Source organism: Bauldia sp., assembly GCA_037200845.1.
Taxonomy (GTDB): domain Bacteria; phylum Pseudomonadota; class Alphaproteobacteria; order Rhizobiales; family Kaistiaceae; genus DASZQY01.
The window spans coordinates 2,738,984-2,763,993 of sequence record JBBCGQ010000001.1 but is presented as its reverse complement, the minus strand read 5'-3'; the positions used below and the strand labels follow the sequence as shown (position 1 = coordinate 2,763,993).

Genomic DNA, 25,010 nt, shown 5'->3' with positions numbered 1-25,010 from the left:
TCGGTTGATTGCCCGCCGATGTAGCGGCAGGATGCGGGTGCGCCCCGCCGAGGCTGTGATCGTGATGCTCCGCCTGACCACCGCCGTCCTCACCGCCCTCGCCGGTGCAACTGCGCTGGCGACGCCGCTGTTCGCCGCGTCGCAGCCGCCCGGCCGTCACATCGCCATCGGCACGCTCACGATGACCGGCCAGTCGCCCGATGTCTCATATGACGTCGGCACCCTCGAGATGACCGGCCTGCCCGGCGGCAGCGCAAGCTACGACGTCGGCACGCTGGAACTCACCGGGCTCATCCCGGGAAACGTCAGCTACGACGTCGGCACGCTCGCGCTCACCGGTCTCACTCCAGGCAACTCCAGCTACGATGTCGGTACGCTGCAGTTCACCGGCCTTACTCCGGGGAACGCCAGCTATGACGTCGGTACCCTCCAGCTCACCGGCATGCTCGCCGGGCCCGCAAGCTTCAATGTCGGCACGCTCAACATGACCGGGCGGGCCAGCAAATGACCAGCAAAGCCACCGCAAGAAAGGCAGATCCCATGAACCTTCGAAACGCGATCGCGGCCGGCCTCGGCGCCATGTCGCTGTCGGCCTTGTCGTCGGCGGCGCTTGCCGCGACCAGCGTGCCGGTAACTCTCAACGTCGTGGTGAAGGTCTCCAACCTGATGCCCGAGGTCACCGACGTCGCGGTCAAATGCGTGCTCAAGCCCGGCGACGGCCCGGCCCTCTCGTCCGGAAATGCGACCGGCGAGGGCAAAGCGCCGGTCACCGGCGGCGCCTTCGACGGCAAAGTCACGGTGCCGATCACCGGCGACTACACGCTGGCCACGCTCCAGCAGATCAACGAAAAGACCTACTGGGCGTGCGGGCTGTTTCTGATCAACGCGGACGGCAGCGAGGTGCGGGCCGGGGGCCCGAGCAGCCCGGTGTGGGCGCAGGGCGTGACGACGGCGCCGCTCGTCGCCGGAATCTACGGCGATTTTCCGCCGGGGAACGTTTCGTACACTCAAGGCGCCGACGGGAGCAGACAGGCGCTCCCGGCGCTGACGCCGTAGCCGCGTGATGACGGACATCGCCTGATGCGACGTTCAGGGCTGACAGCGGCAGTGTTTCTCGCGATGGCGCTCGCCGCGGCGGCTGCCTCCGCCGAAGACCTGACCATCGACGTCGCCGTCGATGCGGTCGGCCTGTCGCCAGACGTGCGCGCCGCGGAGGTGCAGTGTCAGGTGTGCACGGCCGACTGCGAGACGGCGAGCAGCAAGCAGATCGTCGGCCAGGGTTCGGCGCTTCAGTCTTTCGCTCCCGGCGGTCGCCCGACATTTCAAGGCTCGCTGAGCGTGCCGGTGCACACCGCCAAGGCAAACGCGACGGACTACATGTGCACGCTCCACGTCGTGAACGCGGCGCACGAGTCGGTGCTCGCCGGGACCGGCGACGCCTGGACCCTGCCGGCGCCGGACACGACCTTCGTCCCGATGCTCAAGGGAAAGCTGCCGGCGTCGAAGGCACCGGTCGCAACCCGATGCGCCAACGGCGGCGAGCCGATCAACGGCAAGTGCCCGAACGCCGGCAACGTCGCCTCGACTCCGCCGCCGGGCAAATGCCCCGACGGCCGCGCGATGCCGGCCAACGGCAATTGCGGCTTCGTCGGTCCGGCGGTCGATCTCGGGGGTATCTTCAAGCTGTTGACGCCACCACCCGGCCAGCCGGCGCCGGTCGCCAATGCTCCCGCCACCAAGCTGACGGTCCAGCCGTGCAAGAACGGCAAGCCGCACCTGGCCGACGGCTCATGCCCGGTAACGGTGCCGTTAAACCTGAACCTCGGCAAGTTCTTCGCAATACCGCCGCCGGTCGAGGCGCCGCGCTAGGCGTTGGCCGTCCTTGCCTCCCGCCAGCGGGGCGGCTATAGACCCAAATCCGCCAACGGCGGCCCGCTCCCTTCGTCTAGCGGCCCAGGACGTCGCCCTCTCACGGCGAAAACAGGGGTTCGATTCCCCTAGGGAGCGCCAATACCGCCGGGCCGGAATATTAGAACCCAACAGAGGAGACTGAGGTTGGCAAAGAATGCGACAGCTAAGGCGGCGCCGGCATTGCGTCCTGTGAAAGAGACCCTGACCAAATCCGCGCTGGTCAACCTGATCTCGGAGCAGAACGGAATCTCGCGCGAGGCGGCCAAGGGTGCGCTGGCCACGATCGAGAGTGCGCTCCTGGGTTCGGTTCATCCGCGCGGCGCCGGCGAGTTCACGCTGCCCGGCCTGCTCAAGGTGACGCTGCGCAAGGTGCCCGCCCGCAAGGCCGGCACGATGATTCGCAATCCGGCGACCGGCGAGATGATGGCGGGCGCCGCCAAGCCGGCGAGCGTGCGCGTAAAGGTGCGCGCCCTGTCCAAACTCAAGACGGCCGCGATCTCGTAACGCGTCCCCAAGTCCCGGCGCAGCGGGAGCCGGTTGTGCGGCTCCCGTCCGCCTACTTCGTCATCGCGATCAGCGCCTTCATGTAGCCGACCGTGTAGGCATGCGCCGCGTGCCACGGCGCGGCGCAGTTGAGGTCGGGCACGTGGTCGGGGATGAGCACCCCCTCGTAGCGCTCGTCCTTGAGGATGCGGATGAGGTCGGCCATGCGCACATCGCCGTCGTCGATGAACGTCTCCTGATATTTCGGCACCTTGCCGCGCACGTTGCGGAAGTGGACGTAGGCGATCTTCTTCGCCCGCGCGAAATGCCGCGTCGTCTCGTAGACGTCGCCGCCCGGCATCTCCTGCAGCGAGCCGACGCAGAACTCGAGCGCGTTCGCCGGGCTGTCGATAATGTTGACCAGACGGTCGTACTTGGCGTGCTCGTTGACCAGGCGGGCGGTACCGCGCAGCGTCGGCATCGGCGGATCGTCGGGATGGGCGGCGAGGCGGACGCCGGCTTCTTCGGCGACCGGCACGAGCTCCTTCAGGAACCACGTCAGCCGCTCCCATAGCTCGACGTCGGATACCGTCACCGGCGCCGCACCCGGCCGCGCATCGCGGACGCGCATGTTCCAGACGACGCCGTCGGGCAGGGGCTCGTCCGGATCGAAGGCCGAGGCATCGAAGGCGATGGTCACGGCGCCGCCGCGGCCGAGCGGCTTCTTCATCCAGCCCCAGACGCCGACGATGGAAAAATTGTAGCCGATGACCGGCACGCCGGCCTTGCCGGCATCGCGCACCAGCTTCTTGAGGTCGTCCATCTGCTCGCGCTTCTGCGGCCCGTCGAGCAGCACGTCGGACCAGAAGTTCGGCGCGAAATTTTCGAGCGCCGCGAGGCGGAGATTGTTCCGCCCGAGCATCGCGATCAGGCCGTCGAAATCTTCGCGTGTCCACAGCTTGATGCCGCGGGCGTCGCCGTAGTTCGGTCCAGCCGCCTGGCCGGCGAGAAACGCGGTCTGGTCGCCGCCGGCGGCGTAGTTGGTCATGTGGACGACGACGTCGCCGACGCCGAGCTGCGCGGCGAATTTCGCGGTGTCCTCGTTGAGCTGTTCCCCGGCGAGCGTCAGGCCGACGCGCATCCCTTCCGTCTTCAGCGGCGCGTTCAGCTTGAGCCTCCCCAGCTTCGTTCAAATATGAACGACGAATGTTCTTTTCTGGATGATAGGAGAGCGGTAGAAAGCAAGTCAATCAACTCCAGCCGTGTGCCCTCATGAACGACATGGTCAGCCCCGCCGCCCTCGCGCGGCATCGCATTCCCGTCATCGACCGCATGGTCGACGTGCTCTTCCTGCTCGAGAAGCGGCCGAACGGCGCCACCATTCGCGATCTGGTCGAGCAACTCCGCCTGCCGCGCACGACCGTCTACCGCATCCTCAACACGCTGCAGCTTCACGAGATCGTCCGCCGCTCGTCCGACGGCACGTACCGGCTCGGCTCGCGGCTGCTGACATTGGCGGCGCGCGCGGTGAACGAGAGCAAGGACTACGACCTCGCGGCGATCTCCGTGCCGCACCTGCGGCGGCTCGCGGCGCAGACGGGCGAGGGGTGCAAGGTGTCGATCGTCGACGGCAACGAGATTCTGGTGATCGCCGCGGTCGACGGGCAGCGCGAGTATGCGCTGTCGGTGGTGCCCGGCCAGCGTCTGCCGATGCATGCCGGCGCGGCGTCGAAGGTGCTGCTCGCCAACCTGCCGAAGGAGGAACTCAGCGAGCGGCTCGGCGGCCATCTCGTCCGCTACACCGGCAAGACGCAGACCGACGGCCGCCGCCTGTCGGCGGAGCTGGCGCGCGTGCGTCGCCAGGGCTGGGCCGAGGACAAGGGCGAATACGCGCCGAGCATCTACGCCTTCGCCGCGCCGATCCCCGACCGTAACGGACGCATCATCGCAGCGCTGAGCGTGCCGTTTCTCGCCGGCGCCGATGCGGCGCATGCCGAGAAGATCCGCGCCGCGGTGATTGCCACGGCGGGCGCGATCGCCGCCGACCTGCCGTCGGTGCAGCGCGCGGCCTAGAGCGCCGCCATCAGCAGCGCGCGGTAGTCTTCCGCGGTGGCGGCGCGCGGATTGGTGGCGTGGCTGTGGTCGGCCAGCGCGCGCTCCACGACCCAGTCGAAGACGTCGGCCTTGACGCCGAGCTCGCCCAGAGTCTTGGGGATGCCGAGTTTCCGGTTCAGCACGTCGAGCGCATCGGCAAGATCGCCGCGGACGCCCATGGCCGCGGCAAGCCGGGCCAGCTTGTCGCCGACCTCGCCGGCGTTGAAGCGCACGACGCCCGGCATGAGGATCGCGTTCAGCGTGCCATGATGCAGCACCGGCGCCTTGAGGCCGCCGAGCGCGTGGCTCAGCGCATGCACCGCGCCCAGCCCCTTCTGGAACGACAGGCCGCCCTCGAGCGCGCCCATCATCATCGCCTCGCGCGCCGCGATATTTTTCCCGTCGGCGCACGCCGTCTCGATGTTGCGCCAGATGCGGCCGGCGCCGTCGAGCGCGATCGCCTCGGCCGGCGGATTGACGCGCGGCGAGAGGAACGTCTCGATGCAATGCGACAGCGCGTCGAGCCCGGTCGCGGCGGTCAGCGACGGCGGCAGGCCGAGCGTCAGTTCCGGATCGCAGATGGCGCGTTTGGGGATGAGGTGCGGGCTGATGAAGCCGAGCTTGCGGCCGTCGGCCAGCGTCAGCAGCGCGGCGCGGCCGACCTCGGCGCCGGTGCCGGCCGTGGTCGGGATCGCGATCACCGGCGCCACCGGCCCGATGCGGTCGAGGCCGCCGTAGATCAGCGCGAATTCCTCCAGCGGCCCGGCGTTGGTGGCGGTGAGCGCGACGCCCTTGGCGAGGTCGATCGGCGAGCCGCCGCCGATCGCCACGAGGCCATCGCAGCCGTTGCCGCGATAAGCGGCGAGCGCCGCGTTCACCGCCGCTTCGGTCGGGTTCGGCGGCACGTCGAGGAAGACCGCCGCGTCCTTCGGGAGGAGGGCGGTCGCCCGCTCCAGCAAGCCGGCGCCGGCGATGCCGCGGTCGCTGACTACGAGGGGCCGGCGCATGTTCAGCGCCGCCGTGAACTCCGGCAGCTTGGCGATCGCGCCGGGGCCGAATTCGATGGTCGTGAGATACGCGATCGCCGCCATGTCAGTCGAAGAAGCCGGCGTCGTCGGCGGCGAGATATTTTTTTGCCTTCGCCGGGTTGAGCTCGATGCCCATGCCGGGCCGGTCCCACACCTCGATCATCGAGTCTTTCACGATCGGGTTGGGCAGGCCATCGACGATGTCGTACCACCAGTCGGGATCGCCCATCGGATACTCGAAGGCGATGAAATTTGCCGGCAGCGCCGCCGACATCTGCACCAGCGCGGCGAGGCCGAGGAGGCCGTTGCCGGTGCCGTGCGGCGCCATCAGGATGCCGTGCAGGTCGGCGTATTCGGCGATCCATTTCAGTTCGGCGATGCCGCCGACGTCGGCCGGATCGGGGCCGAGGATGTTGACCGCGTGGCCCTCGATCAGCGCCTTGAAATTCTGGCGGAGATAGATCTGCTCGCCGGTATGGATCGGCGTCGAGGTGGCGCGCGTCACCTCGCGGAAGACGTCGGCGTTGACATAGGGCGTGTAGTCGCCGGTGATCAGGTCCTCGAGCCACATCAGGTGGAACGGCTCGACGGCCTTGGCGAAGCGGATGGCGTCCGGCACCGTCCAGCCGGGGCCGCAGTCGAGCGCGAGGCCGACCTTGTCGCCGAGCACATCTTTCATCGCCGCGACGCAGGCAACGGCGTGCTTCAGCCCGGCCTCGGTGAGCAGGCCGCGGTCGGTCGCGCCGCCGTGGATGTGGGCCGGCGAGACGTCGCCGTAGGTGAAGTCCGGGATCACCCGCTTCATCTCGGAATGGAAGCCGATGCCCTGCTTGACGATAGTGAAGCCCTCGCTCCGCGCCATCATCTTCCGGCAATTCTCGGCGTAGTCTTCCGGCGTGTAGGTGGTCAGCGGCGGGCGATAGGCGCCGTTGTAGACGCGCACCTTGTCCCGCACCTTGCCGCCGAGGAGCTTATAGACCGGCACGCCCGCCGCCTTGCCGGCGACGTCGAACAGCGCGTGCTCGATGGCGCTTACCGCCGAGCCCCACGGCTTGAAGGCGCCGCGGTTGCGGATCTTCAGCATCACGCGCTCGACGTTGGTCGGGTCCTCGCCGATCAGCGCGTCGCGGAGCGCCAGCACGTGCGGCTTGAGGTACGGCTTGTACGACTCGGCCGCGCCGTAGCCGCTGATGCCCGCGTCGGTGACGATGCGCACCACCGGATTCCTGCCGATGATCGCGCACTTGAGGTCGGTGATCTTCACGCCAATTCTCCGTTGAACCCGCGCCGCGCGCGAAGTTTCGCCTCCGCTCGGATAGCAGGTGAGGCGCGGTTCTGGCCAGCCTCGGCGCGCCGATCAATGGCGCGTGAACGCGGCGCCTCGTCGCTGGCGGCCCTGCGGCGCACGCGCTAGCATCTTCCCCGGGCGGCTGGACATTTCGAGCGCGAGAGGCTTCAGCGCATGGGTCGGCTTGTCCTTCTGGCATCGCTTCTGACACTTGGGCTCACCGTGCCGCCGGCGTCGGCTGCCGACACCGAGGTTGACCTCGAGCTGGTGCTCGCCGTCGATGTGTCGCGCTCCATGGACATCGGCGAGCAGCAGTTGCAGCGCGACGGCTACGTCGCCGCCTTCCGCCATCCGGAGGTGATCCAGGCGATCCAGTCCGGCGCCGTCGGCCGCATTGCGGTCACCTACTTCGAATGGGCCGGCCCGGGCTTTCAGGTGATGATCGCGCCGTGGACGGTGATCGCCAACGCCGCCGACGCGGAGACTTTCGCGCAGAAGCTTTCCGCCGGCTCCATCAGCCGCGAAACCGGCACCTCGATCTCGAGCGGCCTCTATTACGCCGCCGGCCGCTTCGACAACAACGGCTTCACCAGCTACCGCCAGGCGATCGACGTCTCCGGCGACGGACCCAATAACGCCGGCCGCCCGATCGAGCCGACGCGCGACTGGGTGGTCGGCCGCGGCATCACGATCAACGGCCTGCCGATCGTCATCCGCCCGAGCTTCACGACCAGCGCCTTCGGCATCCCTAACCTCGACCAGTACTACGAGGACTGCGTCATCGGCGGCCCCGGAGCGTTCATGATCGCGGTCACCGACGCCGCCAATTTCGAGACCGCGATACGGCGCAAGCTGGTGACGGAAATCTCCGGCCTGCCGGCGAAGGTGATGAACGCCGCGGACGTCGCCGGCGGCGGCCCCAAGGCCGACTGCACGGTCGGGGAGAAGACGCGGCCGGGGTTCATGCTGGATTTCCGGTAGGCGCGGGGCGCGTCGCGAGCAGGAGAGACCCCTCCCCAAAACCGCGATGCGGTTTTGGCCCTCCCACAAGGGGAGGGCTCAACAAGTGGAGACTCGGCCGTGCCGCGGGATTGAACCCTCCCCTTGTGGGAGGGTCAAAACGCCGAAGGCGTTTTGGGGAGGGGTGTTGCGCAGCGTGCGTTGCCGACGGCCTAGTGCCGCGTGCCCGCCCGCTGCACTGCGCGCAGGCGATCCTTCAGCGATCCGCCGTCGGCGGATTCGGCGGCCGCGGGACGCGTCTCGGCCGGGGCGGCCGCTGCCGGCGTGTCGCTCGCCATCGCCTGCGTCAGGCGCACGACGCCGGCGGCGATCTCGTTCAGGCGTTCGCGCAGGCGCCGGTTTTCCTCGCGCTCGCTTTCCCACTCGGCGCCCGCGACCTTGCGGAGCTCGGTGTTCTCGGCGCGGAGCGCGGCGTAGTCGTCTTCCAGCGCCGAAAGCCGCAGCGCCAGGTCCTGCTTCTCGCTGTCGTTCGCCGCCATCGCCTTGCGGTAGTTGTCGCCCTCGGCCATGACGTCGGCCTGGTGGCGTTCCTTGAGCGCCTCGGCCTCGGCGTGCGACTTGGCGAGCGCCGCCTCGGCGGTGGTCAGCACCTGGCGGAGTTCGTCGTGGCGGCCTGACTCGGTCGCGAGGCGCACGTTCAGCTCGGCGATCTGGCTGGCGCGCTCGGCAAGTTCGGCGCCGACCCGGCCGCGCTCTTCCTTGATGCGCTCGATCTCGGCGGCGAGCGCCGCGCGCTCGGCCCGTCCGCGCGCCATGTCCTCTTCCATCGCGGCCAGCGCGGCGACCCGGCGCTGCAGTTCGGCGCTCTGCTCGCCGTGCGCGTTGCGGGCGCCGTCCAGTTCGCCGGCGACCTTGCCGTGCTCGGCCTTGATGCGTTCGATCTCGGCGGCGAGCGCCTCGCGCCGCGTCCGTTCGCCGGCGATGTCCTTTTCCAGTGCGGACAGCGCGGCCGCGCGGCGTTCCAGTTCCGTGCCGTGCTGGTTGCGCTCGGTGCGGACGCCGTCGAGTTCCGCAGCAAGCGCCTCGCGGCGACCCTGCTCGGCGGCGATCGTGGCTTCCAGCGCCTTGATGCCGGCGACGTGTTTTTCGATGTCGGCTTCGCGCGCCGCGCGGTCGGCGGCGAGTTTCTCCATCTCGCGCGCCATCGCCTCGGCGCGGCTGCGCTCGGCGGCAATGTCGGCCTCGCGCGCCTTGATCTCGGCGGCCAGCGCGACGCGCTGCTTCTCCTCGCCGGCGATGCGGGCTTCCAGCGCGGCGAGCGTCGCCGTCTGGCGTTCGATGTCGCCGGCGCGGACGGTGCGTTCCGCCTTCAGCGCCTCGCCCTCGGCCGACAGCGCCTCGCGGCGCATCTTCTCGGCGGCGAGGTCGGCTTCCAGCACCTTCATCTGGGCGGCGGCGCGCTCGAGGTCGGCGATGCGTCCGCCGCGCTCCGATTGCAGCGCCTCGAGGCCGGCGGCGAGGCCCTCGGCGCGCTTCTGCTCGGCGATCAGGCGGTCGCGCTCCAGCGCGATCTCGGCGGCGAGCTTGTCGCGCGCGGCGGCGGTGTCGGCTTCGGCTTCCGTCATCGCCGCAAGGTTATCGGTGAGCTGTTCGATGTCGGCGGCGCGGGCGGCGAGCTCGAGACGGTGCTCCTCGGTGCGCGCCTGGCTGGCGCCGAGGCTGACCTGGATGGAAGCGAGCGCGGCGGCGCCTTCGGCAAGTTTCTGGTCGCGCGCCGCGATCTCGACGTGGGCAGTGGCGAGCTTGGCCTCGCTGGTCGCGAGCGCGCCGGTCAGCTCCGCGACGCGCTCCTCGAGGCCGGCGACCGAGTCGGTCAGCACCGCTTTGTTGCGGGTCAGGATGGCGATCTCGTCGCGCCGCCGGTTGACCTCGATGATCTCCTCGGCGAGCTTTTCCTTGAGCCGCCCGGCGTCCATTTCCAGGCGCCGGTTGGCAATCGCGAAATTGGCGCGGAGCTGGTCCTTGTCGGCCTCGATCTCGGCGCGGGTCATGGGCACCGTCGCCTCGACCCGGGCGCGCGTCAGGCGCGCGGCGCGGCGGAGAATCGCCGGCGTGACCAAGAGCGCGAGCAGGCCTGCCGTCAGCAAGCCGAGCGCGAAATACATTGCCGCCTGGATCACTTAGCCCGTCTCCCAGCCCCAATAGCAACGCGAGGCCGCACCTGACCATCTCACCAATTGGTGAAAATTCCCATGCCGCCGAAGATTAATTTCGGTGGGCGGCGGGAGGGTGGCGCCGGCTTAGCCGGCTTCCGTCTAAAACGGGTTCCAGGTCGGGTGATCGGTGAACTTCAGGTAGGACAGATTCACGCCGAGCCGTGCGCCGACGCCGGAGACGATCGGCACCACGAAGATGTTGCGGCTGGACAGCACCGTCATGCCGAAGCCGGCGACGACGTAGGCCGAACCGGCGACGCCGAAGAAGCGGGTGTAGAGGGCGCTGACGTCGGGCAGATTGTAGACCAGCATCATGACGCGATCGCCGTTGCCGCCGAAGTCGGCGCCGATCGACGGGCCCTGCCAGAAGACGTTATGGGAGCCGGCGTTCTTGGTGTTGAGCAGGCCCTCGCCGTAGCGCAGGCCGCCGACGAAGGCGCCGGAGCCTTCCTGCCCGAGGATGTAGCCGTTGGGGAGACCGTACCTCGACACCGCCTTCTCGACGATCGAGGCGAGGCCCTGGCTGACGCCGCCGAAGAAATGATGGCCCTCGGCGACCAGCTCGTCGGCCGAATACTGGCCGGCGGCGGAAGCGGGCGCTGCCGCTCCGGTGAGAGCGAGGAAGGCAAAGGCGAGAGCGGCAAGCGCGCCGAGCGGTCGGGTCATGGTTTGGCTCCGGGCCGGGGGAAACGATTCGAGGCTGCCATTCTAGCGAAAATGAAGGCAGACGAATGTCCGCTGGGAGACACAATTTCCCGTGGTTGGCAGGGCGAAAACCCCAGTGTATGCCCGGCAATACCAGCTACATCCGCGATTCGGAGGGGACGAAATTGGCCGACAAGGTCGAACTCGAGGCGCTCGATCTTGCAGCGCTCCTCTGCAGCCGGGTCTGCCACGACATCATCTCGCCGGTCGGCGCCATCATCAACGGGCTTGAGGTGCTGGACGAGGACAACGGCGAGGAGATGCGCGAGTTCGCGTTCACGCTGATCCGCAAGAGCGCTACCCAGGCGTCGGCCAAGCTGCAGTTCGCCCGCCTTGCGTTCGGCGCAGCCGGGTCGGCCGGGGCCGAGATCGACCTCGCCGATGCCGAGAAGGTGGCGCGCGGCTACATGCAGGGCGAGAAGGCGGAGTTCGCATGGGAATCCCCGCGCGTCCTGATGCCGAAGAATCTGGTCAAGCTGCTGCTCAACCTGATCCTGCTCGCCGCCACCGCCATCCCGCGCGGCGGCCTGGTCAAGGTGACGGTCGAGGGCCACGCCCCGCCGAAGTTTATCCTGCGCTCATCCGGGCCGTCAGCCCGCGTGCCGCCGGCGTTCGAGAAACTGGTGCCGGGCGATATTGCCGGCGTGCCGGTCGATGCCCAGTCGGTGCAGGCGTACTACACCGGCGCGCTGGCGCGGGTGTGCGGCATGGCGATCAGCGCCAAGCTCGACGGCGAGGACGTGGTGGTGGAGGCCAATTTTATCGCGGCGGCGGCGGCGGCGTAGCGCGACGACACAGTGGAGGAGAGACACCCCTCCCCAAAACCGCTTTGCGGTTTTGGCCCTCCCGCAAGGGGAGGGCTCAAGTGGAGTTCAGGTCGCGCAGCGGAACGAACCCTCCCCTTGCGGGAGGGTCAAAACGCCGAAGGCGTTTTGGGGAGGGGTGTGCCTCATCCTTCCGCAAGCGGGAAGTCGGCAACCAATCCTTCAATCCCCGTTAACAGTTGCGGCATAGGCTCGGCGGGCAATTCGCGAAGGGGTTCGCCATGCGCCATTGCCTGATCGTCGACGACTCCAGCGTCATCCGCAAAGTGGCGCGGAGGATCCTCGAAGATTTCGATTTCTCCGTCTCGGAGGCCGAGGACGGCCGCGCGGCGCTGGAAGCCTGCCGCCGCTCGATGCCCGACATGATCCTGCTCGACTGGCACCTGCCGGTGATGGACGGGCTGGAGTTCCTGGCGAGCCTCCGCCAGATGGACCTCGGCCGCCAGCCCAAGGTCGTCTTCTGCGCCTCGGAAGCCGACGTCGCCCAGATCGCCCGTGCGCTCCGGGCAGGGGCCGACGAATACATCCTGAAGCCGTTCGACCGGGTCGCGGTCGAGACGAAGCTTCACGAAGTCGGGATGCTGTAGGACAGGGCAGTCGCCAGCAGGCAATCGGCAATCGGAAAACGAAAAGGCAGCCGAACCTGCGTTCGACTGCCTGATGCCGATTGCCGAATGCCTCGGCTACGCGCTTTCGCGTATCTCCGCGCCGTCCGGTTCGCGCAGCACGTAGCCGCGGCCCCAGACCGTCTCGATGTAGTTCTGGCCACCCGTCGCCGCCGCGAGCTTCTTGCGCAGCTTGCAGATGAACACGTCGATGATCTTGAGTTCGGGCTCGTCCATGCCGCCGTAAAGATGGTTGAGGAACATCTCCTTGGTCAGCGTCGTGCCCTTGCGGAGCGAGAGCAGCTCCAGCATCTGGTATTCCTTGCCGGTGAGATGGACGCGCTGGGCGTTCACTTCGACGGTCTTGGTATCGAGGTTCACCGTCAGGTCGCCGGTGGTGATGACCGACTGGGCGTGGCCCTTCGAGCGGCGGACGATGGCGTGGATGCGGGCGACCAGCTCGTCCTTGTGGAACGGCTTGGTCATGTAGTCGTCGGCGCCGAAGCCCAGGCCGCGCACCTTGTCCTCGATGCCGGCGAGGCCGGAAAGGATCAGGATCGGAGTCTTGACCTTGGCGACGCGGAGCGTGCGCAGCACCTCGTACCCGCTCATATCGGGGAGGTTCAGGTCGAGAAGGATGATGTCGTAGTCGTAGAGCTTGCCAAGGTCGACGCCCTCTTCACCGAGGTCCGTCGTGTAGACATTAAAGTTTTCGGACTTGAGCATCAGTTCGATGCTCTGCGCCGTGGCGCTGTCGTCCTCAATCAGAAGCACTCGCATGCCAATCCCCCTGGCTCTCCCGAGCGTTGAACTAGCGGCGCCAGACGCCGCGACAACACCCGGTTAACCCCGATTCGCCAAGTTACTCGCCAGTGGTTAACAAACTCTGATTCCACAGGACAAGCGAATTAATCGAAAGTCTAGGCGAACCTTCATACTTGTTTGACCAAGCGGCTATTTCTGTCACGCAACTGGCTCTTAACCAGCTTGAAGAAACTCCGCTAAGCGATTCACAGGACTCGGGGAAATCCTACCGAGATTGTCGGCGCGGATTTACCTCGAATTAAGCGATCGAGGCCCATGATTAACGCTAGACGTAAATGAAAGGTTACCGGCGGCGCGCCTCTCTTCATGAAAAGCGCGTGAACGCCGGTAATCCCGCGGAAATTCGGAAGTCGCGTAGCCGGGCGCTGTATCCGTCCGGTCCAGAGTAGGGAGTAGGGTGCGATGAAATCGCGCGAGGGCACGCTTCGGCTGAAGCGTTTTCAGGTCGAAGAAAAGCGCCGCCAGGTGACGCAGATCGAAGCCATGATCGGCGAATTCGACCGGATGGCGAAGGAACTGAACGACCAGGTGATGGCGGAGCAGGAGCGGAGCGGCATCCACGATGCCGGGCACTTCGCCTATCCGACGTTCGCCAAGGCGGCGACGCAGCGCCGCGACAACCTCACTGCGTCGGAGCGCGCGCTGAAGGATCAGCTCGCCGCGGCCAAGGCCGCCCACGACGAGGCGGTGGCCGAGCTCGAGAAGGCGGAAGCCATTGCCGAGCGCGACCAGGCGAACGACGCCAAGCACACGCCGCATGGCGCGGCGGCGCACGCGTAGCGGCGGCATCCGGCAATAGGCGACACGCTGCTTCGATTGCCGAATGCCTACGGCCGATTGCCTATCAGCGGAACGTGCGGGCCCGCGGTGACCGGCAGGTGGCCGGTCCTGCGGGGATCGTCCGATACTTCGATCGCGAATTTGTAGGGACGGAAGCCGTTGCGGCGATAGAAGCCCAGCGCGCGCGGGTGGTCGAAGGTGCACGTGTGCAGCCACACGCGCGCCGCGCCGCCGCCGAAAATCCGCGCCAGCGTTCCCCCCATCATGATCTGCGCCGCGCCGGTGCCCATCGCCTCCGGCACCACGCCGAAGGTGACGATCTCGACGTCGCCCGGCACGGAATAATCCAGCTCCACCAGCCCGATCGCGGCGCCGTCTTTTTCCAGCGTCAGCATCTCGGTCGTCGGCAGTGCGAGCAGCGCGGCGAGCTCGGCGGGCGGCATCGCGGCGCGCGAGGTCCACAGCCAGGTTTCGCCGATGCGCCGGTAGAGCGCGAGAAACGCCGCCGGGTCCGGCCGCCGCGCTACAGCCACCGCGAAGCCGGCCGGGGCAGTGACGGTCGCCGGCGGCTCCGTCATCTCCAGGAACGTCACGACGTTGGCGATCTTGCCCGGCGGGAGGTCGGTGTAGCCGTCGAGCAATACAGGGAAGGTCGCGCTCATAGGCCGTCGTCCTCCGGCGCCAGCACGCGTCGCGCGGCGGCAACATCAGTAGGTGGCACATTGGCATAAGCTGCGAATGCCAGCAGTGTCGGCTCGTGCCCTAGGAAATAATCAAGCACGCCGGCAAGAAATCCGGGCTCGGCGGAAGCGGCGCGCAGCATGTGCGGCGCCAGCCCCGTCAACGCGAGGAAGCGGTTGAGGTGTTCGGGGTCCTCGGCCACGAACATCAGGCCGGTCGCGGCGAGTTCCCCGGCTGCCTCAAGACTTAACTGCCCCCGTTTTTCGGGCTTCATATTTGCCTTTCCGCAATGAATCGCATCTACGTTTCAGGTCTCAGGACGCGCGCCCTGTGGCGACTAGAATTTGGGCGCCCGATCCCCGGAAACCAAGCAATGGCGAAGACCGTCCTTGTCGTGGAAGACAACGAACTCAATATGAAGTTATTCCACGATCTGCTCGAGGCGAATGGCTACAACATCGTCCAGACCCGCAACGGCCTGGAGGCGATCGACCTGGCGCGCGAGCATCATCCCGACCTGATCCTCATGGACATCCAGTTGCCGGAAGTGTCCGGGCTGGAAGTCACCAAGTGGATCAAGGAAGACGACGACCTGCGCACGATCCCGGTCATCGCCGTCACCGCCTTCGCGATGAAGGGCGACGAGGAGCGCATCCGCCAGGGCGGCTGCGAGGCGTATCTCTCCAAGCCGATCTCGGTCGCCAAGTTTCTCGACACCGTCAAGCAGTATATCGGGGACTGACGGCAAGATGACCGCCCGCGTTCTTGTAGTCGACGATCTCGTCGCCAACATCAAGCTGCTCGAGGCGCGTCTCGCGGCCGAATACTTCGAGGTCGTCACCGCGATGAACGGTCCGGCGGCGCTCGAGATCTGCGCCCGCGGCCAGTGCGACATCGTCCTGCTCGACGTGCTGATGCCTGGCATGGACGGCCACGAGGTCTGCCGGCGGCTCAAGGGCAATCCGCGCACGGCGCACATTCCCGTCGTCATGATCACGGCGCTCGACCAGCCGGCCGACCGGGTCGCGGGGCTGGAAGCCGGCGCCGACGATTTCCTGACCAAGCCGGTGAACGACATCGCGCTCATCACGCGCGTCAAGAGTCTCGTGCGCCTCAAGATGCTGACCGACGAGCTGATGATGCGCGTCTCGACATCGACCGAGATCGGGCTCGACGACGCCTTCGATCCGGCGACGCTCGGCGGGGAGGGCGGCAAGGTGCTGCTCGTCGACGACAGCCCGTCGACCACCGACCGCGTCAAGACGATCCTGTCGCCGCACCACACCGTCGACCACGAACCGGAGCCGCAGGAGGCGCTGTTCCGCGCCGCCGAGGGCGACTACGACCTCGCCATCGTCAGCCTCAACCTCAAGCAGATCGACGGCCTGCGTCTCTGCTCGCACCTGCGCTCGCTCGACCGCACGCGCCTGTTGCCGATCCTGGTGATTGTCGATCCGGACGACAACGTGCGGCTGCTCCGCGGTCTCGATCTCGGTGTAAACGATTACCTCGTCCGCCCGGTCGACCGTAACGAGATGCTGGCGCGCGTGCGCACGCAGGTGCGGCGCAAGCGCTTCTCCGATCGGCTGCGCGACAACGTCCAGATGACCATCGAGATGGCGGTCACCGACGGCCTCACCGGCCTGCACAACCGCCGCTATCTGGAGCGCCACCTGGTGACGCTCGTGCAGCAGGCGATCGCCCGCGAGAAGCCGCTGTCGGTGCTCGTGCTCGACATCGATCATTTCAAGGCGATCAACGACGGCTTCGGCCATCTGGTCGGCGACGACGTGCTGCGCGAATTCTCGCGCCGGGTCCGCAAGGCGGTGCGCGGCATCGACCTTGCCTGCCGCATGGGCGGCGAGGAATTCGTCATCGCCATGCCCGATACCGATGCGGCGCTGGCGCTGCTGGTCGGCGAGCGCCTGCGCCAGAAGATCGCGGTCGAGCCCTTCCGCATACCGGAAAGCCAGGAGACGCTCGAGGTCACCGTGTCGATCGGGATATCGTCGCTGGTCGGCGCCGAGGATACGCCGGAGACACTACTTAAACGGGCAGACGAGGCCCTTTACGAGGCGAAACGGGCAGGGCGCAACCGGGTGGCAGCCGCGGCGTGACACTTATAGGTTGCGATGGCTGCCGCGGTTAATTATTAAAATTAGCTAAACGCCTAGATGCAATGGACTTTTGGCGACTTACCGTTTGCTAACGCTCTCCGGGACGGTAAGGTTTGGACGGTCGTTTCAACGAGGAGAGCAAGCGGCGCGTGTGAGAGCGAATCAGCGGCGACTGTCACATCCCCGTCCTGATCGCAAGATAGTTCATGATTCAGATACCCTGCGGAGTGCTCAGGTCCGCCGCATCTCCTGGGTCCGTAGGGTAGGCCGGCTCCAGAACGGATTGAGTGGCCTCCTCGTACAAACCCGTTCTGGGCCGGCCACTAATTAGGCCGCCAGAGGCCAAAACGAAAAAGCACCGCGAAAGCGGTGCTTTTTTGTTGCCCGAACGGCGGCGGGATTACTTGATCTTGGTCTCGCGGAATTCGACGTGCTTCTTGGCGACCGGGTCGTACTTCTTCATGACCATCTTGTCGGTCTTGGTGCGCGAATTCTTCTTGGTGACGTAGTAGAAGCCGGTGTCGGCAGACGACAGCAGCTTGATCTTGATGGTGGCGGATTTGGCCATGGCGGAACCCTTGAAAAGCGCCGGGAAATTGGCGCGGACATTACGAGCGACGCTCGCGATGTCAAGCAAAAGCGCCGTGATCCTCACGCTTCTGGCAGGGACGGCGGTGGCGACCGACGCCGACCGCGTCGTCATCAACCCGCAGTCGGCCTACCCGGAAGGGCCGACCACCGCGCACGGCGCCATCTACTACGCCGAGATGGGCGACGATCGTGTCATGCGCTGGAACGGCACCGAGAATGTGCCGGTGTGGTCGCGCGAGGGCTGCGGGCCCACCTCGGTAGCGCGCGGCACAAACGATACCCTCGTCATTCTCTGCGACCGCGAGCAGGTGCTGGTGCGCATCACACGCGACGGCAAGAACGTCGAGGTCATCGACCACGACGCGACCGGCCGCCAGTTCCTGACGCCCAACGCGTCGATCAACGACGCCAACGGCGGCATCTTCTGGTCGGCGTCCGGGCTGTTCTCCCCGACCGCGCCGATCGAGGGCGCGGTGATGTATCTCGACAAGAGCGGCAAGCTCCGCCGCGTCGCCGAGGGCATCCATTATTCCAACGGCGTGGCGCTCTCTCCGGACGGCAAGATCCTGTACGTCTCGGAGCACCTGTCGCGGCGCATCCTGGCTTACGACGTCGGCGACAACGGTGCGCTGTCCGGCACGCGCGTCTTCCTCAATCTCGATGATGTGGTGGGCAAGGATCCCGAGCGCGACTGGGACGTCGGGCCCGACGGGCTCGCCATGGATCACGCCGGCAATCTCTACATCGCAGAGTACGGGGGAGGGCGGCTGATCCTGGTCAACAGCCACGCCAAGCTCGAGGCGACAATCTCGTTCGCCGAAAAATACGTCACGGCGCCGCTGCTCATCGACGGCGAGAAACGCATCTTTGTAACGGCGCCGGTGTCGTTCGAAGACCCGCAAGCCTACGGCGAAGTCTATTCGGTGGTGAACCCGCTGTACGGCAAGGACTGAGCGTCGTCGTCGCCGCGGCCGTCGAAGCCGTGCATGCGCAGCGCCCACTGCAGCGCGATGATCGCGCCCTTGACCGGCTGGAGCAGACCGACGGTCAGGATGCCGGTCAGCGGCAGCCATATCATCAGGTGCTGGGCGACGGTGAGCTGGGTCGTGAGCTGCACGGCGAGCAGCACCGGCACGAGCAGGTGGCCGACGATGACCATCGTGAAATACGGCGGCGCGTCGTCGGCGCGCTGGTGCGTATAGTCCTCGCCGCAGACCTCGCAGTGCGCCACGGGCTTCAGGAATTTGCCGAACAGGTGGCCCTTGCCGCAGTTCGGGCAGCGGCCGAGGAAGCCGCGCAGCATCGCCTGAAACAGCGGGCGGGGCTCGACGATTTCGGGAACGATGTCATGGGCGATTGCCATGCCGGAAACATGGGCTCCGAAGCCTGCTTCCGCAATGCGTTTCATTGCCACGGCAGGCATGTCCGGCGCGCAACGGTCGGCCGGATTCGGGCCGGCCGTATCGCCAATACCGCCGGTTAAGCATAGGTTCCGCGCCCATGCCGCAAAGTGGAACGCCGAGATACGCCGTCGCGATGGTCGCCGATCAGGCGATGATCCCGGCCGCCGCCTATCTCGCGAACCGGCTGGCGGCGCTGAACTACCGCGACGACACCGAGATCCTGATCTTCTCCGATTCCATGGAGGGCCTCACCGCCGCCAAGGCGTTCGGCGTGCCGGCCGGGCTTCGCTACGTCGATTTCTCGGGCAAGCTGCCGCGCGTCAACGACCGCGTTTCTGGCGCCACGTTCTTTCGGCTGTTCCTGCCCGACGTCGTGCCGGCGAGCATCGAGCGCATCCTCTATCTCGACACCGACATCGCCATCGAAAACGCGCTCCTGTTCCGACTCTTCGATCTCGACATGGGCGGCCACACCATCGCGGCGGTGCGCGACCTGCTGGCGATACTGGAGCCCTCCGCCAACGTCCGGCGCGAGGTCGCGCGGAGCGGCGACGGGCGCTACTTCAACGCCGGCGTCGTGCTCATCGATCGTGCGGCCTACGTTGCGGCGCGGAGCAGCCGCGCGCTGGTCGCGGTCGTGGCGCGCGAGCGCACGCACGATCAGGCGGCGCTGAACACGGTGTTTTCCCGCCGCTGGCTCGAGCTGTCGCCGGCCATGAACACGATGATGGCGATCTGGAATTCGTTCGTGCGGCGCGTCTTCCCGCCGGTCGTCGTCCACTTCGCCGGCACCGCGAAGCCGTGGCAGGCGGGCTTCGTCGAGGACCATCCGGTGCGTGCCGACATGGTCAGCTATTTCCGCAACTCGCCGTGGCCGGGTTTTGTCCGCGCGCCGGAATTCGCGACCGTCTGGGGCGCGATGCAATCCGGGCCGCGGCCGTCGGCCGGCCCGTTGCCGGCGAAGGCGGTGCTGCCGCGGACGACAGACGCGCCCGCGCTGGCGGCGCTCCTGCCGACGCTCCGTTTCGCCGACGTGGAGCAGGGCATCACGCCCTTCAACAGGGACGCGATGCCGCCCGGTTAGGCTCGCTGCCCAACGCCGCCGCTTATCGCGATCCGGCGAGTTACGGATACGTCGCGCCCGGTGTCATCGAAATTGTCGGCGGTGACGCAGTATTCGAAGAAATAGCTGAACGACATGGGCCCCCGGGAATCGCTTCTGCGGGTCCTTATGCTAGCGCCGCCGCCCACGATCCGGCACGCGGCTGCGCGAGCCCGGGTGCCGGTGCTGGTCGGGCGAGGGGCGGTCCTTGCGGGGCAGCACCTTGCCCTCCGACAGCAGCTCGAAGCGGAGCGCGCCGGCCAGGGGCGCGGCCTCGACCAGCTTCACCTCGACCTTGTCGCCGAGGCGATGCATCTCGCCCGAGCGCGAGCCGATGACCGCGTGCTTGGCCTCGTCGAAGACGAAGAATTCCGAGCCCAGCGTGCGCATCGGCACGAAGCCGTCGGCGCCGGTCTCGTCGAGTTTCACGAACAGGCCGGCGCGGGTGACGCCGGAAATGCGGCCGCGGAACTCGGCGCCGACGCGGTCGGCCAGCCAATGGGCGACCAGCCGATCGACGGTGTCGCGCTCGGCCGCCATGGCGCGGCGCTCGGCCTGCGAGATCTGCGTCGCGATCTCGACCAGATGTTCCTCGATCCCGTCCGGCAATCCGCCCGGTCCGAAGCCCAGCGAGCGGACCAGCGCGCGGTGGACGATCAGGTCGGCATAGCGGCGGATCGGCGAGGTGAAGTGGGCGTAGCGGCGGAGGTTGAGGCCGAAGTGCCCGATGTTGTCGGGGCTGTACTCGGCCTGCGCCTGCGTGCGCAGCACGACCTCGTGGAGCAGCGGGCCGTGCTCCGAGCCCTCCGCCTTGTCGAGGATGTAGTTGAAGTTCGAGGGACGCAGGTTGCCGCCCTTCGGGAACGACAGCTCGATCGACTTCAGGAAATCGCGCAGCGCCTCCTGCTTGGCCATCGAGGGCTGGTCGTGGATGCGATAGACCAGCGGCGACTTCTTCGCCTCCAGCGTCTCGGCCGCGGCGACGTTCGCCTGGATCATCATCTCCTCGATCAGGCGCATGGCTTCCAGCCGCACCGGCACGACGATGCGCTCGATGCCGCCGTCCTTGCCGAGGACGACCTTGCGCTCCGGCAGGTCGAGGTCGAGCGGCTCGCGGGCGTCACGTCCGCGCTTGATGATTTCGTAGCCGGCCCAGAGGTTTGCGAGCGCAGTCTTCACATTTTGATTCAGGTCGGTCGGGCGGCCGTCGAATTCGTCCTGCGCCTTCTGGTACGACAGCTTCGCCGCTGAGCGCATCATGATGCGGTGGAAGCGATGGTTCAGCTTCCGGCCCTCGGCGTTGAAGATCATGCGGACGGCGAGCGCCGGACGGTCCTCCAGCTCGCGCAGCGAGCAGAGGTCGTTCGATATGCGCTCGGGCAGCATCGGCACGACGCGGTCGGGGAAATAGACCGAGTTGCCGCGCTTCAGCGCCTCGCGGTCGAGCGCCATGCCGGGGCGGACGTACCAGGCGACGTCGGCGATGGCGACGGTGACGATCGTGCCGCCCGGATTGTTCGGATCGGGATCGGGCACCGCCATGACGGCGTCGTCGTGGTCCTTGGCATCGGGCGGATCGATGGTGACCAGCGGCTCGTCGCGCCAATCCTCGCGGTGCTCCATCGTCGCGCGCCGGGCATCTTCCGCCTCGGCGAGCACGTCGGCGGGGAAGACGTAGGGAATATTGTGCGCGTGGATGGCGATCATGGAGACCGCCTTCTCGTTACTCACCGAGCCGAGATTCTCGACGATGTTGACGCGCTCGACGCCGAAGCGGCCCGAGGTCGTGACCGACAGGGTGACGAGGTCGCCGTCCTTGGCCTTGCCGACGTCGGCCTGGTCGAGGTGGAGCATCTTCGATTTCTTGTCGATCGGGTCGATGGTGGCGCCGCGGACGACGCCGAGCACTGTCGCCGGGCGCTTCTCCAACACCTTGATGATGCGCGCTGAGTAGTCGGCGCCGCGTCGGGACAGGCGGGCCAGCACGCGGTCGCCGATGCCGGGGGCAGGGGCGTCCTTCGAACGCGTACGTTCGATTTCGATGCGCGGCGGCTCGCCGTTCTCGGCCGACCAGTCGACGAGGCGGGCGATCACGTCGCCGTCGCGGTCGCGGCCGGTGATCTCCAGCACGGTGACTTCGGGGATGTCGTTCGGCCGCTTGAGCTTGCGGTGGCGGCTTTCGACCGCGCCTTCCTGGGCGAGGTCCTTGAGCAGTGCCTTGAGGGGGATGCGTTTTGCGCCGGTGATGCCGAAGTGGCGCGCGATCTCGCGCTTGCCGGTCTCTCCGGGATGTTCGGCGATAAAGGCGAGTATCTGCTCGCGAGTGGGGAGTTCCTGGCCTTGCGGCTTCTTGCTCTTCTGTTTCGGTTTCTTCTGTTCAGTCAATTTCGTTTCGATTCTGGTTCCTCAGCCGTCCACGGGTTCGGGTACGGCCGGTTTCTTCTTTGATTTGGGTTTCGCCTTGGCCTTGGTCTGGGCCTTCGGTTTGGCCTCGGCGTCGGATCTTGCGGGCGCCGCCTTCTTGGCGCGCCCACGTGTCGGTTTCTTGCCGGCGCGGGCGGCGATGAGTTCCAGCGCCTGCGCCACGGTAACTTCGGTCGGCACCATGTCCTTCGGCAGCGTCGCATTGACCTTGCCGTGGTTGACGTAGGGACCGTACTTGCCGTCGCGGACAGTGATCTTGCCGCCGCCATCGGGATGCTCGCCGAGATCCTTCAGCGCCTTGGGCGTGCCCCGTCCGCCGCGCCGTCCGCCGCCGGCAGCCTTCTCGGCGATCAGCGTCACCGCATGATTCAGGCCGACGGTGAAAACATCGTCGACCGATTCGAGGTTGGCGAACGTGTTCTCGTGCTTCACGAACGGGCCGTAGCGGCCGATGCCGGCGGTGATCGGCCGGCCGGTCTCGGGATGGACGCCGACCTCGCGCGGCAGGCGGAGCAGCGACAGCGCCTTGTCGAGGTCGATGTCGTTGAGGTCCCAGCCCTTGGGGATGGACGCGCGCTTCGGCTTTACTTCCTTGTCCTCGCCCTGCTCGCCGAGCTGCAGGTACGGACCGAAACGGCCCGAGCGCAGCGTGACGTTGACGCCGGTATCCGGATCGGTGCCAAGCAGCTTGCCGTCGGCGCCGAAGTCCGCGCCGCCTTCGCTGACCGCGAGCTGGCGGGTGTAGCGGCACTCGGGATAGTTCGAGCAGCCGATGAAGGCGCCGAACTTGCCGAGCTTCAGGGACAGGCGGCCGGTGCCGCAGTTCGGGCACTGGCGCGGGTCGCCGCCGTCGGCGCGGGCCGGGAAAACGTGCGGACCGAGTAGCTCATTCAGGACGTCCAGCACCTCGGAGACGCGCAGCTCCTTCGTCTTGTCGACGTCGGAGGAGAATTGCGCCCAGAAGTCGCGGAGCACGTCCTTCCACTTCAGCTCGCCGTTCGAGATGCGGTCGAGCTTGCCTTCGAGATCGGCGGTGAAGTCGTACTCGACGTAGCGGTCGAAGAACGACTGCAGGAACGCCGTTACGAGGCGGCCCTTGTCCTCGGGGATGAGTTGCCGCTTCTCGAGCTTCACGTAGCCGCGGTCGCGGAGCACGGAGAGGGTGGCGGCATAGGTCGACGGGCGGCCGATGCCCAGCTCTTCCATCTTCTTGATCAGCGTCGCCTCCGTGTAGCGCGGCGGCGGCTCGGTGAAATGCTGCTCGGTCTCTATGCCGTGCTCGGTCAGCTTGTCGCCGACGGCCATCGGCGGCAGGCGGCCGTCGTCGTCGCCTTCCTCGGGGCGCGACTGGGCTGGGGCTTCCTCGTCGCGGCCTTCCTGGTAGAGCGTCAGGAAGCCGTCGAAGCGGACGACCTGACCGGTGGCGCGGAGGTTGACCGGCTGGGCGACGCCGGCGGCGATCTCGACCGTGGTGCGCTCCAGTTCCGCCGATGCCATCTGGCTCGCGGTCATGCGCTTCCAGATCAGGTCGTAGAGCCGCGCCTGGTCGGCTTCCAGCGAACGGCCTGCATCGTCCGGATGGTTGTGGAGGTCGGTCGGGCGGATGGCCTCGTGGGCCTCCTGCGCGTTCTTGGCCTTGGTCTGGTACATGCGCGCCGTCTCCGGCACGTACTGCTGGCCGTAACGCTTGGCGATGGCATCGCGGGCAGCGGCGATCGCCTCGGGCGCGGACTGCACGCCGTCGGTGCGCATATAGGTAATGATGCCGTCCTCGTAGAGGCGCTGGGCGACCTGCATCGTGCGGTTGGCGGCGAAGCCCAGCTTGCGCGAGGCTTCCTGCTGCAGCGTGGAGGTCGTGAACGGCGGCGGCGGATTGCGCCGGACCGGCTTCGCCTCGACCGAGGTGACCTTGTGGGCGCCGGATTTCAGCGCGGCCTCGATGCGGCGGGCGGTGGCCTCATCCGGAATATCAAGACGGCCGAGCTTGTCGCCGTTGAAGCCGACGGCGCGGGCGACGAAACGGCCGCCGTTCGGCGGCTCCAGCGTCACCGCGACCGACCAGTATTCGCGCGGCTTGAAAATCTCGATCTCGTTCTCGCGTTCGCAGACGAGACGGAGCGCGACGGACTGCACGCGGCCGGCGGAGCGGGCGCCGGGCAACTTCCGCCACAGCACCGGCGAGAGGGTGAACCCGACCAGATAATCGAGGGCGCGGCGGGCGAGGTAGGCATCGACCAGCGGCGCATCGATCATGCGCGGGTGCTTCATCGCCTCGAGAATGGAGTCGCGCGTGATGGCGTTGAAGACGACGCGCTCGACCGGCTTGTCGCCGATCACCTTGCGGTTGCGCAGGACCTCGAGCACATGCCACGAGATGGCCTCGCCCTCGCGATCCGGGTCGGTCGCTAGAATCAGGCGGTCGGCGCCCTTCATGGCGTCGGCGATGTCGGCGAGGCGCTTCTTGGCCTTGTCATCGACCTCCCAGAGCATGGTGAAATCATGCTCCGGATCGACCGAGCCGTTCTTCGACGGCAGGTCGCGGACGTGGCCATACGACGCAAGCACCTGGTAGCTGGGCCCCAGGTACTTGTTGATCGTTTTGGCCTTGGCCGGGGATTCGACGATTACGAGATTCATTCCGTGCCGCGCGTTCGCAAGACTGGTTTTCCCCTCGGAGAGAGGGCCAGACCGCATTGAAAATCCGCTAATTCCGCCGGGGTCGACGCCGTTATCGCGCCTCTGACCGCCGGTCCGAACGGGGTGGGGACATTCCAGAAATCGCCCATGGCTGTCAAATCGCAGCCTGTCCCGCCGGCGGTCAATGCGCCCCTTCGAGCATTGGCAATTTCGCGGATGCCATTGATTTCACAGTAGATGGGACGGCGAAAGCGGCTTTGCAATGGCCGCGGGACGCTTGCTTATGCTGCCCGCCAAGGTTAGCATGAATCCATAGTACCAATTGTAGGTTGTACT

25 protein-coding genes and 1 tRNA gene are annotated in these 25,010 nt (G+C 67.0%); 14 read left to right on the top strand and 12 right to left on the bottom strand.

All coding sequences use genetic code 11. The annotated features are described in order from the left end of the window. Window positions 1–31 precede the first annotated feature (31 nt). The 5 genes from WDM94_13775 to WDM94_13755 all read left to right on the top strand — a co-directional run bounded on the left by WDM94_13775 (window position 32) and on the right by WDM94_13755 (window position 2,415). A complete protein-coding gene (locus WDM94_13775) occupies window positions 32–508 on the top strand; it encodes a hypothetical protein (GenBank protein MEJ0013657.1) in 477 nt (158 codons plus the stop codon). A 32-nt stretch (window positions 509–540) separates the two neighbouring features. After that, window positions 541–1,056: a hypothetical protein gene (locus tag WDM94_13770; GenBank protein ID MEJ0013656.1), complete on the top strand. Its 516-nt coding sequence runs from the start codon at window positions 541–543 to the stop codon at window positions 1,054–1,056. A gap of 24 nt (window positions 1,057–1,080) precedes the next feature. After that, window positions 1,081–1,869 carry a hypothetical protein gene (locus WDM94_13765; GenBank protein ID MEJ0013655.1) on the top strand — a complete coding sequence of 263 codons (789 nt, stop codon included), beginning with the start codon at window positions 1,081–1,083 and terminating at the stop codon, window positions 1,867–1,869. A gap of 65 nt (window positions 1,870–1,934) precedes the next feature. Continuing rightward, window positions 1,935–2,010, top strand: a tRNA-Glu gene (locus tag WDM94_13760). A gap of 90 nt (window positions 2,011–2,100) precedes the next feature. After that, window positions 2,101–2,415, top strand: a complete 315-nt coding sequence (locus tag WDM94_13755; GenBank protein ID MEJ0013654.1) for an HU family DNA-binding protein — start codon at window positions 2,101–2,103, stop codon at window positions 2,413–2,415. 52 nt (window positions 2,416–2,467) lie between these two features. Here WDM94_13755 and WDM94_13750 read toward each other — a convergent pair whose 3' ends face one another. Continuing rightward, complete coding sequence (locus WDM94_13750) at window positions 2,468–3,535, bottom strand: mannonate dehydratase (protein MEJ0013653.1); 1,068 nt, start codon at window positions 3,533–3,535, stop codon at window positions 2,468–2,470. A 131-nt stretch (window positions 3,536–3,666) separates the two neighbouring features. Between WDM94_13750 and WDM94_13745 the strand changes: the two genes are divergently transcribed. Next, window positions 3,667–4,467, top strand: coding sequence for an IclR family transcriptional regulator (locus WDM94_13745; GenBank protein ID MEJ0013652.1), 801 nt, complete (start codon window positions 3,667–3,669; stop codon window positions 4,465–4,467). Here the strand turns inward: WDM94_13745 and WDM94_13740 are convergent. After that, entirely contained in the window at window positions 4,464–5,579 is a 1,116-nt protein-coding gene (locus tag WDM94_13740) for an iron-containing alcohol dehydrogenase (protein MEJ0013651.1), read from the bottom strand. The two genes, WDM94_13745 and WDM94_13740, sit on opposite strands and share 4 nt — an antisense overlap. Window position 5,580: 1 nt before the next feature. After that, window positions 5,581–6,780 carry a mandelate racemase/muconate lactonizing enzyme family protein gene (locus WDM94_13735; GenBank protein MEJ0013650.1) on the bottom strand — a complete coding sequence of 400 codons (1,200 nt, stop codon included), beginning with the start codon at window positions 6,778–6,780 and terminating at the stop codon, window positions 5,581–5,583. Window positions 6,781–6,978: 198 nt separating this feature from the next. Between WDM94_13735 and WDM94_13730 the strand changes: the two genes are divergently transcribed. Beyond that, on the top strand, window positions 6,979–7,785 hold the full coding sequence (locus tag WDM94_13730; protein MEJ0013649.1) for a DUF1194 domain-containing protein: 807 nt from the start codon (window positions 6,979–6,981) through the stop codon (window positions 7,783–7,785). Window positions 7,786–7,976: 191 nt separating this feature from the next. Here the strand turns inward: WDM94_13730 and WDM94_13725 are convergent, their stop codons facing one another. Together WDM94_13725 and WDM94_13720 are read right to left on the bottom strand one after the other, a co-directional pair. Next, the gene (locus WDM94_13725; GenBank protein ID MEJ0013648.1) at window positions 7,977–9,944 is read right to left on the bottom strand and encodes a hypothetical protein; all 1,968 of its coding nucleotides are present in this window, start codon (window positions 9,942–9,944) and stop codon (window positions 7,977–7,979) included. Window positions 9,945–10,079: 135 nt separating this feature from the next. Continuing rightward, window positions 10,080–10,646 (bottom strand): DUF1134 domain-containing protein, encoded by a 567-nt coding sequence (locus WDM94_13720; protein MEJ0013647.1) that lies wholly within the window; start codon window positions 10,644–10,646, stop codon window positions 10,080–10,082. 119 nt (window positions 10,647–10,765) lie between these two features. On the opposite strand from WDM94_13720, the gene WDM94_13715 reads away from it, so the two are divergent. Both WDM94_13715 and WDM94_13710 read left to right on the top strand, forming a co-directional pair. Beyond that, on the top strand, window positions 10,766–11,470 hold the full coding sequence (locus WDM94_13715; GenBank protein MEJ0013646.1) for a histidine phosphotransferase family protein: 705 nt from the start codon (window positions 10,766–10,768) through the stop codon (window positions 11,468–11,470). A gap of 260 nt (window positions 11,471–11,730) precedes the next feature. Then, window positions 11,731–12,096, top strand: coding sequence for a response regulator (locus WDM94_13710; GenBank protein MEJ0013645.1), 366 nt, complete (start codon window positions 11,731–11,733; stop codon window positions 12,094–12,096). 96 nt (window positions 12,097–12,192) lie between these two features. Here WDM94_13710 and WDM94_13705 read toward each other — a convergent pair whose 3' ends face one another. Continuing rightward, complete coding sequence (locus WDM94_13705) at window positions 12,193–12,894, bottom strand: response regulator transcription factor (GenBank protein MEJ0013644.1); 702 nt, start codon at window positions 12,892–12,894, stop codon at window positions 12,193–12,195. Between the two features lie 447 nt (window positions 12,895–13,341). Between WDM94_13705 and WDM94_13700 the strand changes: the two genes are divergently transcribed. Then, the gene (locus tag WDM94_13700; GenBank protein MEJ0013643.1) at window positions 13,342–13,719 is read left to right on the top strand and encodes a flagellar export protein FliJ; all 378 of its coding nucleotides are present in this window, start codon (window positions 13,342–13,344) and stop codon (window positions 13,717–13,719) included. Between the two features lie 47 nt (window positions 13,720–13,766). Here the strand turns inward: WDM94_13700 and WDM94_13695 are convergent, their stop codons facing one another. Further along, window positions 13,767–14,381, bottom strand: coding sequence for a GNAT family N-acetyltransferase (locus WDM94_13695; GenBank protein ID MEJ0013642.1), 615 nt, complete (start codon window positions 14,379–14,381; stop codon window positions 13,767–13,769). Continuing rightward, window positions 14,378–14,674 (bottom strand): DUF3572 domain-containing protein, encoded by a 297-nt coding sequence (locus WDM94_13690; GenBank protein MEJ0013641.1) that lies wholly within the window; start codon window positions 14,672–14,674, stop codon window positions 14,378–14,380. The genes WDM94_13695 and WDM94_13690 overlap by 4 nt, the downstream gene beginning before the upstream one ends. Window positions 14,675–14,773: 99 nt before the next feature. Between WDM94_13690 and WDM94_13685 the strand changes: the two genes are divergently transcribed. Continuing rightward, window positions 14,774–15,142 carry a response regulator gene (locus tag WDM94_13685; GenBank protein ID MEJ0013640.1) on the top strand — a complete coding sequence of 123 codons (369 nt, stop codon included), beginning with the start codon at window positions 14,774–14,776 and terminating at the stop codon, window positions 15,140–15,142. Window positions 15,143–15,149: 7 nt separating this feature from the next. Then, window positions 15,150–16,517 (top strand): PleD family two-component system response regulator, encoded by a 1,368-nt coding sequence (locus tag WDM94_13680; GenBank protein MEJ0013639.1) that lies wholly within the window; start codon window positions 15,150–15,152, stop codon window positions 16,515–16,517. 400 nt (window positions 16,518–16,917) lie between these two features. Here the strand turns inward: WDM94_13680 and rpmG are convergent, their stop codons facing one another. Further along, entirely contained in the window at window positions 16,918–17,085 is a 168-nt protein-coding gene (gene rpmG / locus WDM94_13675; protein ID MEJ0013638.1) for a 50S ribosomal protein L33, read from the bottom strand. A 76-nt stretch (window positions 17,086–17,161) separates the two neighbouring features. Between rpmG and WDM94_13670 the strand changes: the two genes are divergently transcribed. Then, window positions 17,162–18,061, top strand: a complete 900-nt coding sequence (locus WDM94_13670; protein ID MEJ0013637.1) for an SMP-30/gluconolactonase/LRE family protein — start codon at window positions 17,162–17,164, stop codon at window positions 18,059–18,061. On the opposite strand, the gene WDM94_13665 is transcribed toward WDM94_13670, so the two are convergent. Then, a complete protein-coding gene (locus tag WDM94_13665; GenBank protein MEJ0013636.1) occupies window positions 18,025–18,471 on the bottom strand; it encodes a DUF983 domain-containing protein in 447 nt (148 codons plus the stop codon). The genes WDM94_13670 and WDM94_13665 overlap by 37 nt on opposite strands. Window positions 18,472–18,608: 137 nt before the next feature. Between WDM94_13665 and WDM94_13660 the strand changes: the two genes are divergently transcribed. Continuing rightward, complete coding sequence (locus WDM94_13660; GenBank protein MEJ0013635.1) at window positions 18,609–19,595, top strand: glycosyltransferase; 987 nt, start codon at window positions 18,609–18,611, stop codon at window positions 19,593–19,595. 150 nt (window positions 19,596–19,745) lie between these two features. Here the strand turns inward: WDM94_13660 and rnr are convergent, their stop codons facing one another. Together rnr and topA are read right to left on the bottom strand one after the other, a co-directional pair. Then, a complete protein-coding gene (rnr, locus tag WDM94_13655; protein ID MEJ0013634.1) occupies window positions 19,746–21,998 on the bottom strand; it encodes a ribonuclease R in 2,253 nt (750 codons plus the stop codon). Between the two features lie 21 nt (window positions 21,999–22,019). Next, window positions 22,020–24,674: a type I DNA topoisomerase gene (topA, locus tag WDM94_13650; GenBank protein MEJ0013633.1), complete on the bottom strand. Its 2,655-nt coding sequence runs from the start codon at window positions 24,672–24,674 to the stop codon at window positions 22,020–22,022. Between the last annotated feature and the right edge of the window lie 336 nt (window positions 24,675–25,010).